General features: G+C 58.5%; 7 protein-coding genes. All 7 read left to right on the top strand.

What is annotated here, in order from left to right; translation table 11 throughout:
• Positions 1–35 precede the first annotated feature (35 nt).
• Positions 36–233, top strand: a complete 198-nt coding sequence (gene bcsR / locus BY447_RS11130) for a cellulose biosynthesis protein BcsR (protein WP_033734787.1) — start codon at positions 36–38, stop codon at positions 231–233.
• Positions 233–964 carry a cellulose biosynthesis protein BcsQ gene (bcsQ, locus tag BY447_RS11135; RefSeq protein ID WP_110331142.1) on the top strand — a complete coding sequence of 244 codons (732 nt, stop codon included), beginning with the start codon at positions 233–235 and terminating at the stop codon, positions 962–964. The genes bcsR and bcsQ overlap by 1 nt, the downstream gene beginning before the upstream one ends.
• The gene (gene bcsA, locus BY447_RS11140) at positions 961–3,561 is read left to right on the top strand and encodes a UDP-forming cellulose synthase catalytic subunit (protein WP_110331143.1); all 2,601 of its coding nucleotides are present in this window, start codon (positions 961–963) and stop codon (positions 3,559–3,561) included. The genes bcsQ and bcsA overlap by 4 nt, the downstream gene beginning before the upstream one ends.
• 9 nt (positions 3,562–3,570) lie before the next feature.
• Positions 3,571–5,859 carry a cellulose biosynthesis cyclic di-GMP-binding regulatory protein BcsB gene (gene bcsB / locus BY447_RS11145; protein WP_110331144.1) on the top strand — a complete coding sequence of 763 codons (2,289 nt, stop codon included), beginning with the start codon at positions 3,571–3,573 and terminating at the stop codon, positions 5,857–5,859.
• Positions 5,852–9,319, top strand: a complete 3,468-nt coding sequence (bcsC, locus tag BY447_RS11150) for a cellulose synthase complex outer membrane protein BcsC (protein ID WP_110331145.1) — start codon at positions 5,852–5,854, stop codon at positions 9,317–9,319. Before bcsB ends, bcsC begins: the two co-directional genes overlap by 8 nt.
• Positions 9,320–9,437: 118 nt before the next feature.
• Positions 9,438–11,444 (top strand): biofilm formation regulator HmsP, encoded by a 2,007-nt coding sequence (hmsP, locus tag BY447_RS11155; RefSeq protein ID WP_110331146.1) that lies wholly within the window; start codon positions 9,438–9,440, stop codon positions 11,442–11,444.
• 225 nt (positions 11,445–11,669) lie between these two features.
• Positions 11,670–12,959, top strand: coding sequence for a dicarboxylate/amino acid:cation symporter (locus BY447_RS11160; RefSeq protein ID WP_110331147.1), 1,290 nt, complete (start codon positions 11,670–11,672; stop codon positions 12,957–12,959).
• Positions 12,960–12,981: the final 22 nt, after the last annotated feature.

A 12,981-nucleotide genomic window follows, 5' to 3' on the forward strand; every position in this document is an offset into this window, starting at 1 on the left:
TGAGTCTGACATTGTTTTATTTTTGGCGAAAAGTAATGAAAAACCAAAATCTTTATACCCCTGTCGCCACTGCGGGCGATCGTCAGGATGATATTAGCGCTTTGCGTGACGCCTTTTCTTTGCACTCTTTTCGCTATGTCGACATTGCACGTGAAGAGCGCCTGAAAGAGATTGTGTCGCGCTGGCCGCTGTTAGCGGAAACGCTCCCCAGCCAGCCTGAGCAATCTGACTGATGCCGCTGATAGCGCTTCAGGGCGTGCGGGGCGGCGTTGGCACAACCTCTCTTTGTGCCGGACTCGGCTGGGCGCTCGCCACCCTCGGCGAGCGGGTCTTGCTGATCGACGGCTCGCCGATCAGTCAGCTCGGCGTGCATTTTAATCTGCCCCCTCAGCAGGAGAGTGGCTGGATGCAGTCGCTGTGCGATGACGGGGAGTGGCAGCATGCCGCGCTTCGCTATCCCAATGGACCTGATTTGCTTCCACATGGTGTGCTTTCTCATCAGCATGCGTTGACTATTGCCCACCAGAATGAAGCGGTGGCCGCGCCGCTGCTCCAGGCATTGCCGGACCTGCAGGCGCGCTATCAGTGGATTATTTTCGATCTGCCCGCCGATCCCCTGCCGTGGCACGAAACACTCTATCCGGCACTGGACGGTATACTGTGCGTCACTCAGCCAGATGCGAATTGTCATTTACGTCTGAGTCAGCGCCATTTTCCGGCACGTACCCGCTTTATCATCAATCAGTTCAATGCCAACAGCCGTCTGCAGCAGGACCTCCATCAGCTCTGGATGGCTTCGCTGACAGAGCTGATACCGCTGCTGATCCACCGCGATGAGGCGCTGGCTGAATCGCTGATGATGAAGCAGCCAGTTGGTGAATATCGGCCACATGCGTTAGTCAGCGAAGAGATCATCACGCTGGCAAACTGGCTGCTGCTCAACCTGAATGGGGTGAGGTCGTGAACCCGTTGCGCTGGCTGTTGACTGCTCCCGCCTGGCAATCACTGCACAGCGGCTATACCACCGCGCGAGGCAATGGCGCTTCCCGCTTTGCCAGTGCACTCCACCTGTTCTGGTCTGTTCTGGGGCTGATGCTGCTCCGTTTCGAAAGCCCGGCCTGGCAGCGTGTTATTCAGCAGCGCCGCCGCCTTTATCCGCACATTTCTCCGGAGCGTCCGCGTCCGCTGGATATTTTGCGTTATCTGATTCAGACACTCTGGCTGATTGTGATCCGGCTACCGGGTGCCGGCGGGCGCGACAGCGTTAATCGCCTGAGCGTGCTGACTGGCTGGCGGCACCACGGTTATCGCTGGCTGGATAATCTTGTCGCCCGCTCGCAAACCCACAGCATTGATACGCGTCTTGAACAGCGGCTGAAGCGTCTGTCACCGCTGATGCGACGCAGCCTTTTCGTCGTCGTTGCCCTCTTTGCCTCACTGCTGGCACTGCTCTGTATCAGCCAGCCCTTTGGTCTGATGACCCAGTTTATTTTTGTCGTACTGCTCTGGGGTCTGGCGATGCTGGTACGGCGCATACCGGGGCGTTTCCCCACGATGATGCTCATCGTGCTGTCGCTGACTGTGTCGTGCCGCTACCTCTGGTGGCGCTATACCTCGACGCTGAACTGGGACGATCCGCTGAGCCTGATCTTTGGTCTGCTACTGATTGCAGCAGAGACCTACGCCTGGGTGGTGCTGGTGCTGGGCTATTTCCAGACGCTCTGGCCGCTTAATCGCCAGCCGGTTTCTATGCCGGCGGATCGTTCGCAGTGGCCATCGGTGGACCTGCTGGTGCCGACCTATAACGAACCGCTCAGCGTTGTCAGACCGACGCTCTATGCTGCGCTGGGCATCGACTGGCCGAAAGACCGCCTGACTATCTATCTGCTCGACGACGGCAACCGGCCAGAATTTCGCGACTTTGCTGCCAGCGTGGGTATCAACTATGTCGTGCGTCCCTCTAACGAACATGCCAAGGCGGGCAACATCAACCACGCGCTGAAAAAGTACTGCCGCAGCGACTTCGTCTCGATCTTTGACTGCGACCATGTGCCGACACGCTCATTTTTACAGATGGCCATGGGCTGGTTTATCAAGGATCCCCGGCTGGCGATGCTGCAGACGCCACATCACTTCTTTTCACCCGATCCGTTTGAGCGCAATCTCGGGCGGTTTCGCCGTACGCCTAATGAGGGGTCGCTGTTTTACGGGCTGGTGCAGGACGGTAATGATACCTGGGACGCCACCTTCTTCTGCGGCTCCTGCGCCATTCTGCGTCGCACCGCGCTGGAAGAGATTGGCGGTATTGCCGTCGAAACCGTCACTGAAGATGCCCATACCTCGCTGCGTCTGCACCGGCGTGGCTACACCTCGGCCTACATCCGCATTCCTCAGGCGGCAGGACTGGCAACCGAAAGCCTGTCAGCGCATATCGGACAGCGTATCCGCTGGGCACGCGGCATGGTGCAGATTTTCCGCCTGGACAACCCACTGTTTGGTAAAGGGTTGAAGTGGGTGCAGCGGCTCTGTTATGCCAACGCCATGCTGCACTTCCTGTCCGGCATTCCAAGGCTGGTCTTCCTGCTGGCACCGCTGGCATTTTTACTCTGCCACGCCTACATCATCTACGCGCCTGCGCTGGCAATCGCGATTTATGTTTTACCTCACATGCTGCATACCAGCCTCACCAACTCGCGTATCCAGGGGCGCTGGCGTCACTCTTTCTGGAGCGAAGTCTACGAGACGGTGCTGGCCTGGTATATCGCCCGCCCGACCACCGTGGCGTTGTTCAATCCCCATAAAGGCAAGTTTAACGTTACCGCCAAAGGCGGACTGGTTGAGGAGCAGCATCTGGACTGGGTGATCACCAAGCCCTATATGCTGCTGGTGCTGCTCAATCTGGCGGGTGTGCTGATGGCGTTCTGGCGCATACAGCATGGCCCGGCAAACGAGATACTGACGGTATGCGTAAGCCTGATTTGGGTGATTTACAACATGATTATTCTCGGTGGCGCGGTGGCGGTGTCGGTTGAAGCTCGACAGATCCGCGAGGCGCATCGGGTAGAGATTGCTATGCCCGCAGCCATCGCACGTGAAGATGGTCATATGCTGCCCTGTACGCTGCGTGACTACTCTGACGGCGGTGTAGGGCTGGAGATGCGCGAACCGGATGCGCTGCGGGAGAATGAAAAAGTCTGGCTGCTGCTGCGTCGTGGACAGCAGGAGTTCAGCTTTCCGTGCCAGGTTCAGCGCGTCTTTGGCCGTCGGGCGGGTGTCCGTCTGCATCAGCTGACCACCCAGCAACATATTGATTTTATCCAGTGCACCTTCGCCCGTGCTGATACCTGGGCGCTGTGGCAGGACGGTTTTCCGGAGGATAAGCCAGTGCAGAGTCTGGCCGACATCATGATCCTCGGCTTTAAAGGTTATCTGCGCCTGGCGGAATATGGCCCGCCGCAGTTACGTCGGTTGTTTAACCTGCTTACCGCTGGGGTAAGCTGGCTGGCTTCGCTGTTGCCGCAAGGCATCGGACGCGTGCCCGCTTCAAAAAATCTGCATTGAGTTGATGATATGACGACAACAGGAATAAACAGGTGGGTCGCGGCACTGCTGCTGGGCTCGGCAACGCTGAGCAGTGCCGTGGCGCAGGAGAGTGCACCGGTCATGGCTACCGGAGAAACGGCGGTGCAATCGTTGCCGCAGCAGCCTGCCGCGCCGCTGCGTAGCAGTCAGCTGAGCTTTGCTAAGCTGGCGCCGCCGCCGGGCAGCATGACGCTGAGCGGAACGCGCCCCAGCGGGCAGATCGAGTTCGGGGTGCGCAGTGATGAGGTGGTGACACGTGCGCTGCTTAATCTCAGCTACCGGCCGTCGCCTGCGCTGCTGCCCACGCTGTCGCAGCTGAAAGTCTATCTCAATGATGAGCTGGTGAGCCTGATCACCCTGACGCCGGAACAGCCTGGCAAACAGAATCAGATGCAGTTGGCGATCGATCCCCGTTTTATCACCGACTTTAACCGCGTGCGCTTTGAGCTGGTCGGTCACTACGCCAACATCTGTGAAAATCCGGCTAACAGCACCATCTGGCTCGATATCGGCAAAGAGAGCGGTCTGGATCTGACGCTACAAAAGCTGCCGCTGAAAAATGACCTGTCTCATTTCCCGGAGCCCTTTCTTGATACGCGCGACACGCGACCGCTGACTCTGCCGATGGTGTTTGCTGCCCGGCCAGACGTTAACCAGCAGCGTGCCGCCGCGATCCTGGCCTCATGGTTCGGCAGCAAAGCCGCCTGGCGCGGACAGCATTTTCCGGTGCTCTACAATCAGCTGCCGCAACAGCAGCATGCGGTGGTGTTTGCCACCAACGATGCACGCCCGGATTTCCTGAAAAATTTGCCGCCGGTGATGAAGCCGACCGTGGCGATGGTAAGCCAGCCTGACAGTCCTTATGAAAAAATGCTGCTAATCCTGGGACGCAACGACGACGATCTGCTGACGGCGGTGCAGGGGATTGCGCAGGGTGAGCTGCTGTTACGCGGTGACAGCGCGACCGTCGACCGTGTCACACTACTGGCACCGCGTCAGCCCTATGATGCGCCAAACTGGGTGCGGACCGATCGCCGCACCACATTTGCTGAGCTGACGCAGTATGAAAACCAGTTACAGTCCGACGGTCTGCAGCCCAACCCGATCAGCCTGACGCTGAACCTGCCGCCCGATCTCTTCCTGGTACGGGCGCGCGGTATCGATATGGATCTGAGCTATCGCTATACCTCGCCTGTCCACCCGGATGGCTCACGGCTGGCCGTTAACCTGAATAATCAGTTTATTCAGGACTACCCGCTGGTGCCGAAAAACACTGCCGGGCAGCAACTGCTGCATATTCCGTTGATTCAGGGAATGATGGACAAGAATCATGAGCTGCTGATCCCGGCGCTGCGGCTGGGCGTGGTAAACCAGCTGCGCTTTGATTTTGACTATGCCAACACTTTTATGGGTGGCACCGCCGACGGGCGTTGTGAAACGGTGACGCCGGTAGGACACCATGTTGTGGTGGACGACAGTTCCAGCATCGACTTCTCTGGTTATCGCCACTACATCGAAATGCCCTCATTGCAGAGCTGGGCGAATGCGGGCTTCCCGTTCAGTCGCTACGCCGATCTGGCCCAGACGCTGGTGCTGGTCCAGCCCAATCCCGATGCACAGCAGGTCAGTACGCTGCTGAATGCGCTGGGCAATATGGGCGCGCAGACCGGCTATCCGGCGCTGCGCGTGCAGCTTACCGATGACTGGGGTACGGCGAAAAAGCAGGATGCGGATCTGCTGATGATCGGCGATATCCCCAAAGATCTTCAGGATGACCGCCGGATCACGGCGCTGGTTGATGCCACCGCCAGCTGGCTGAAAACCCCGGCGCGCAGGATTTCTCAGCCTGTTCAGCCACTGAGCGAGGCTGAAAGAGCAGCGGAAAGCACTACGGCTATTGGGTCACGCGGCCCGCTGGCGACCGTGATCGGTTTCCAGTCGCCGTTTTACGATCAGCGCAGTGTGGTGGCGCTGCTCGCCGATGGCAGTCCGCGCAGCTGGCAGTTGCTTGATGAGGCGCTGGCTGACAGCGGCAAACGCCAGGCGATTTCAGGCTCCACGGCGATTATCCGTGAGTCGGGCGTCAACAGCCTGCGCGTTGGAGAGACCTACTTTGTCGGCCATCTGCCGTGGTGGGAGCGTCTCTGGTCGCTGCTCTCTTCACATCCCTTCTGGCTAGCACTCTGTGCGCTCTTTGTGGTGGTGCTGTTCGCGCTGATGACATGGCGTCTGATGCGAATTATTACCCGTCGTCGTTTACTGGATGAAGATGAATAACGCTCAGTTATTGCGAACAGGCATGCTGCTCGGCGCACTAAGTGCGCTGCCGGGCATGGCCGTCGCCGCTGACGGATCGGAAGTCTCGCCGGTCGACTGGCTGCTGACCCAGGTCCGTACCGGCGAGTCGACCAACAAATACGATCTGGTACAGCAGTCGCTCTATCGGCTGGAGAAAATCGATCCTGATAATCCCCAGGTGCTGGCGGCACGTCTGCGGCTGGCACTGCACCAGGGCGATATCGCCAGCGCGCAGTTGCTGCTGGATCAACTGAAAAAGGTTGCACCTGATTCGGCAGAGACGCGCGAATCAGCTGTCGGCCTGGCGCTGACCTCATCCGATGGACGGCAGCAACTGCAGCAGGCGCGTCTGCTTGCCACCTCGGGGCGACTGACCGAGGCGAAAAGCGCTTATGATGCGCTGTTTAACGGCATCTTCCCCGATCCCAATACCGCCCTGGAGTACTGGCGGCTGCTGGCGCGCCTTCCCGGCCAGGAGGGTGTGGCTTATCAGCAGCTTCAGGCACTGGAACAGCGCTATCCGGGCAATATCGGGGTTGAGCTACAAATTGCACGCATGGCGTTTAATCAGCAGCAGCCAGAAAAGGCGATAGCGCAGCTGAAAAAGCTGGCAAACAGCAACGGCGGGCGTGCCGCTGCCGCCGACCTCTGGCTGCAGCAGATCACCAGTCAGCCGATCAGCGACAGCAGCGTGGCGCAGCTTAAAGCCTATCTGACCGTGTTCACTGAGGGCGATGCGTACCAACAGGGCGCAGAGGCGCTCGCGAAGCAGCAGACGACACTGGCCGATCCCGCTTATCGGGAAAGGATGCGGGCGCTGGCGCTGGTCGACGCAGGCGATGTGAATAACGCGATGACGACCCTTAACCGGGCGCTGAAAGCGAATCCCGATGATGCCGAATTAATGGGCGCGATGGGACAGACCCAGGCCCGCGCGGGCCATCGTGAGACTGCGATTCTGTGGCTGGAACGCGCCATCAAAGCGGGCCAGCAGAGCACGCTAATCGGCAAATGGCAGTCACTGTTGCAGAGCAATCGCTACTGGCTGGCGATTGAGCAGGGCGATAAAGCGCTGGCACAGCACGATATTGATGCTGCCGAAAAGCACTATCGCGCGGCGCAAACGTATGACAGCAGCGACAGCTATGCCCTGATTGGCCTGGGCGATGTGGCGATGGCCCGCAAAGAGACGGCGGCGGCTGAACAGTTCTGGCAGCGCGCGCGACGGCTGGATGGCACTAATATCACCGCGGTGCGTCGGCTGGCGGGACTTTATCAGACGGTGTCGCCCGCCCGCGAGATGGAATTCATCAATACCTTACCTGCTGCACAGCAGCGCGCACTGGCCGACACGATCCGGACGCTGCGCAGCGACAGCCTGCGCGCGGAAGCGGATGCCCTGGCGCAGCAGGCGCGCTGGTCGCAGGCCGCAGAGAAATATCGTCAGGCGCGCGAGCTGTCACCGGATGACGTCTGGCTCAGTTACCGGCTGGCAGGCGCACTGCGTAACAGCGGAGCCGGACAGCAGGCGGATGCGGTAATGCGCGCACTGCCGCAGCAGCACCCTCAGGACGCCACCGCGCTTTATGCGACCGCACTCTGGTTCTCAGGCAATGATAACAACAGCGAGGCGATGGCCACGCTGCATCGGCTGCCCGACGCGCAGTGGAGCAGCGATATGCGCGAGCTGGCTGACCGCCTGAAGCAGGATCAGATCTTTGCCCAGGCTGAGGCGCTGCGTGCCGCCGGGCAGGAGCAGGCAGCGGTGACGCTGCTTGAGCAGCAGCCGGTTTCTAGCCGGCGCGACCTGATGCTGGCCGACTGGGCGCTGGAACGCGGTGAAGCGCCGCAGGCGCTGGCGGAATATCAGCAGGTGCTGTCGCGCCAGCCGGATAACGGCGATGCGGCGCTGGGGCGAATCGAAGCGCTGGTTGCCCTGCAGCGCAACAGCGAAGCCCGCCAGGCCCTGGCGCAACAGCCGCCCGTACAGGCGAGTGTCAATGCGGATCGCCGTGTTGCGCTGGCGTGGCAGGTGGTGGGTGAAACCACGCGGGCTGCTGCGCAGTTTACCGATCTGAAACAGCGCGCCGCCGCGCTGCCGCCTTCGCAGGATAAGGCGCTGGTGTTTCGTGATGCGGCACGGCTGGAGGGCGCACAGCAGCAGCCTGAACAGGCACTGGCAGACTATCGTCAGGCGATGACGGCCAGCGGTATCGATAGCAGTGGCAATATCAGCCGCGCAACCCGCAACGATCCCCAGGATGACTGGCTGAAGCGCAGCCTGCGCAGCGACACGGCCGATCTTTATCGTCAGCAGCAGACCACGCTGACGGTGCAGCAGGACTATTCACGCAACAGCGGCACCGGCGGCATCTCTGATTTTACGGCGCACACCACCATGCTGCAGGCGGAACATCCGTTTGCTGATGGCCGGGGCTTTGTCCGTCTTGATCGGGTGGATGTCTCCGCAGGCACCTTTACCACCCAAAACGGCAACATCGACGCTCTGTTTGGCAGCTGTGACGATGCGAATTCAGGCGGCTGCAGTCGTCAGACCCGCCAGCGCGATGAGGGTACGGCGCTGGCCGCTGGCTGGCATAACGCGTCCTGGTCGGCTGACCTCGGTACTACGCCGCTGGGTTTTGAAGTCACGAACTGGACCGGCGGGCTGAGCTGGAAAACCGATGTGAAACAGCTCGGCGTCACACTCACTGCCTCACGCAGGCCGATAGCCAGTTCGCTGCTCTCCTATGCCGGGACGCGCGATCCCGCCGCCAATGGTGGCAAAAGCTGGGGTGGCGTGGTGGCCACGGGCGGCAGCATCGGGCTGAGTTACGATCAGGGCGGGGCGCATGGCGTCTGGGGCGACATCAGTGCGCATCAGATCACCGGTAAAAATGTTGCCGATAACAGCCGCGAGCGGCTGATGGGCGGCTATTACTACAAGCTCATCAACAGCGACAATCGCCGTGCGACCGTCGGGCTGAACAGCATGATCTGGCACTATCAGAAGGATCTCAGCGATTACACCTTCGGCCAGGGCGGTTACTATAGTCCGCAGCAGTATCTCTCTTTTTCCGTGCCGGTGACCTGGCGGCAGCGGACAGAGAACTGGTCGTTTGATCTGGGCGGCTCCGTCTCCTGGTCCCATTCGAAAACCAGTGCGCAGCAGCGCTATCCTGTTAATCCGGGTTATATCCTGGCCAGTAATCCGTCTTCTGCCAGCAGTTCCGGCGGCGGTACGGGCTATACGCTGCAGGCAGTGATTGAGCGACGGCTGACGTCGAACTGGTTTATTGGTGCGGGTGTCGATATTCAGCAGGCGAAGGATTACACCCCGAGTCATGGTCTGCTCTATGTGCGCTATGCTGCCGGCGGCTGGGAAGGCGATCTCGATATGCCGCCACAGCCGCTGATCCCTTACGCAGATTTTAAATAACACGGAACGGGAAAAAGCAGGACTTTTCAGACGGTAAAAAAGTCAGTTTATGGGATATACTGGCGGGCATTGTCCTGTCTGCTATCTGGGCTTTTTTCATCGTCGGGAGAGAATTTTTTTGCGCGTAAGCCGGTCACTTACGATAAAGCAGATGGCGACAGTTTCGCTGGTTGCGGTTATCACCATCAGTATCTTTATCGTCATCCAACTGTTTCATTTTGTGCAGCAGCGCAGGATTGACTACGCCCAGCAGATGGAGAATATCGCACACACCGTCCGGCAGCCGCTGTCGGAAGCGGTGCTGCGTGCCGATATTTCTCAGGCCGAACGCATTCTTCATTCACTGAAGCCAGCCGGTATTTTATCGCGCGCCGATGTAGTGCTGCCGAATGCGTTCCAGGCCCTGCACGCCGACTTTGAGACGGAAAAACCGGTGCCGCTTCTGGTGGCCCGCCTGTTTGAGCTGCCGGTGCAGATTACCCTGCCGCTCTATTCGGTGGAAAATACCGGGATGCCGAAGCCGCTGGCCTATCTGGTGTTGCAGGCTAACTCGACGCGCGTCTACCAGTTTATCCTCACTACGCTCTCGACCATGATCATCACCTACCTGCTGCTGGCGCTGATCCTCTCCGTGGCGATCAGCTGGTGCATCAACCGGCTGGTGGTGCATCCGCTGCGCAATCTCTCACGGGAATTGCAGGAGCTGCCACCGCAGTCGATTCTGACGCATAAACTGACCCTGCCGCAGAGCCACCGCGATGACGAAATCGGCATGCTGATCCGCAGCTACAACCGCAATCAGCAGGTGCTGGAGTCGATTCATGACGAGATGAGTCGGCTGACTACCCATTTTGCCGTCACCGATCTGCCTAACCGTACGCTGTTTCTGGCGCTGGTCGAGCAGTTCATGTGCAACCCTGAACAGCCACTGGGTCTGATGGTGATCCGCATTGAAACGCTGCAGGAAGCTAACGGCGTACTGAGCGATGAGCAGCGCGATACGCTGATGCTGACGCTGGTGGAGAAGATCCGGCATACGCTGGATGACCATACCCTGCTGGCACAGACCGGTGTCAGCGACTTCGTGCTGTTAATGAAGCGCGCCAGTAATCCGTTCCGTGCGCTGCGCCTGGCGCGCAACCTGATGATTCGCCTGAATCAGCCGGTCAACCTGCATCAGCTGCAGCTGCGTCCTAACGTCAGTATCGGTCTGGCGCTGCGCGACGATCGGCCGCTGAGCGCGAATGAGCTGCTTGATCGCGCGACCTCGGCGATGATGTCGGCCCGTCATCAGGGCAAAAATCAGATCCTGTTCTTTGACGCCGCGCTGACCGAGCGTGCCCAGAAGCGTCTGACGCAGGAGCATGACATTCTGCAGGGGCTGCACGATGAGCAGTTCGCCCTTTACCTGCAACCTCAGGTGGATATGCGCACCGGCACGTTAACCGGCGCAGAAGCGCTGCTGCGTATGCGCCAGCCAGATGGCAGTTACGGTCTGACCGAAGAGTTTATTGCCAGTGCCGAAGAGATTGGCGTGATTAGCGCGATTGGCCGCTGGGTGTTTGAAGAGGCGTGCCGCATTCTGGCTGGCTGGCAGCGACAGGGCATTATGCTGCCGCTGAGTGTGAATATTTCCGCGGTGCAACTGCGGGATACCGGCGTAGTTTCTCATCTGCAATCTTTGCTGGCGCGCCACCGCATCGCACCAGGCACCCTGGTGCTGGAAGTGACAGAGACGGCTCAGCTTGACGATGCGGAACAGGCGATATCGATGCTGCGACTGTTGCAGCAGACCGGCGTGGCGGTGGCGCTGGATGATTTCGGCATGGGCTATTCCAACCTGAACTATCTCCATCAGCTCAAAGCGTTGCCGGTTAACAAACTGAAGATGGATCGCAGCTTTGTGGCGGCACTGCCGCATGACGACACCATGGTCCGCATCGTGGCGGCCATCGCCGAGATTATCCATCTGGAGGTAATTGCTGAAGGCGTGGAAACGGCAGAGCAGCGCGACTGGCTGCTGGCACGCGGTATCGCTATTGGTCAGGGCTATTTCTATGCGGAAGCGCTGCCGGTGAGCCGATTCAACCAGACGTGGATCGAAAACTCCTCACTGCCGCAATAATTGCCTGATTCATTGATTTTACGAGAATTTTAGTTACAAAACCCCTTGCTGAAGCGTTTCAGTTCAGAATTACGATCCCAGGGTTTCCTGGGCGTTTGTCACCCTGTATTAATCACGTAAACAGAGTGTTATTTTCGGGTTACTGTCAGGCGCCACCTCTGTTGCCCGCCAGTCACAATAACGAATCCGACAACATCACCTCACGGCGTTAGTGGACACCTGTTTATGAAAACCTCACTTTTTAAAAGCCTTTACTTCCAGGTGCTGATGGCGATTGGCATCGGCGTTTTGTTAGGCCATTTTTACCCGGAGTTAGGGACTCAGATGAAGCCGCTGGGAGATGGCTTTGTTAAATTAATCAAGATGATTATCGCCCCGGTGATTTTCTGTACCGTGGTGACCGGCATCGCTGGCATGGAAAGTATGAAAGCGGTAGGGCGGACCGGCGCAGTAGCCCTGCTCTATTTTGAAATTGTCAGTACCATCGCGCTGATTATCGGCCTGATCGTGGTGAACGTCGTGCAGCCAGGTGCCGGGATGAACGTTGATCCTGCCACGCTGGACGCCAAAGCCGTGGCGATGTACGCCCAGCAGGCAGAACAGCAGGGCATCGTTCCTTTCCTGCTGGATATTATTCCTAACAGCGTGATTGGCGCCTTTGCCAGCGGCAACATTCTGCAGGTATTGCTGTTCGCCATTCTGTTTGGTTTTGCCCTGCATCGCCTGGGTAACACCGGCACGCTGATTTTCAACGTGATTGAAAATTTCTCAAAAGTGATTTTCGGCATTATTAACATGATCATGCGTCTGGCACCGATAGGAGCATTTGGCGCAATGGCGTTTACTATCGGTAAGTATGGCGTGGGATCACTGGTGCAGCTCGGCCAGCTGATTATCTGCTTCTACATCACCTGCGTGCTGTTTGTGGTGATCGTGCTGGGGCTGATTGCGCGTCTGTTTGCCGGATTCAGCATCTTTAAGTTCATTGCCTACATCAAAGAAGAGCTGCTGATTGTGCTGGGAACCTCCTCTTCCGAGTCTGCGCTGCCGCGTATGCTGGATAAGATGGAGAAACTGGGCTGTAAGAAATCAGTGGTCGGGCTGGTGATCCCCACCGGTTACTCCTTTAACCTCGACGGCACCTCGATTTACCTGACCATGGCGGCGGTATTTATCGCTCAGGCGACCAATGCGCACATGGATATCTTCCATCAGATTACGCTGCTGGTGGTGCTGCTGCTCTCCTCGAAAGGCGCAGCGGGGGTAACCGGAAGCGGATTTATCGTACTGGCGGCGACGCTCTCTGCGGTAGGACATCTGCCGGTGGCGGGTCTGGCGCTGATACTCGGTATTGACCGCTTTATGTCCGAAGCCCGTGCGCTGACTAACCTGATCGGTAACGGTGTGGCGACCGTGGTGGTCGCGAAGTGGGTCGATCAGCTGGATCATAAACAGCTGACCGACACGCTGGCAGGCCGTAATAAGGAGAATAAAGCGTCTGAATCTTCAGTTTAATCATTGAATTTCACTTAAATCC

Source organism: Pantoea sp. JKS000250 (genome assembly GCF_003201065.1).
In the GTDB taxonomy this organism is placed as follows: Bacteria; Pseudomonadota; Gammaproteobacteria; order Enterobacterales; family Enterobacteriaceae; genus Pantoea; species Pantoea vagans.

What these genes read in the sequence shown, in the direction of transcription:
- BY447_RS11160 (WP_110331147.1), top strand. Translation starts at nt 11,670, where the DNA reads ATGAAAACCTCACTTTTTAAAAGCCTTTACTTCCAGGTGCTGATGGCG.
- bcsB (WP_110331144.1), top strand. Translation starts at nt 3,571, where the DNA reads ATGACGACAACAGGAATAAACAGGTGGGTCGCGGCACTGCTGCTGGGC.
- bcsQ (WP_110331142.1), top strand. Translation starts at nt 233, where the DNA reads ATGCCGCTGATAGCGCTTCAGGGCGTGCGGGGCGGCGTTGGCACAACC.
- bcsR (WP_033734787.1), top strand. Translation starts at nt 36, where the DNA reads ATGAAAAACCAAAATCTTTATACCCCTGTCGCCACTGCGGGCGATCGT.
- bcsC (WP_110331145.1), top strand. Translation starts at nt 5,852, where the DNA reads ATGAATAACGCTCAGTTATTGCGAACAGGCATGCTGCTCGGCGCACTA.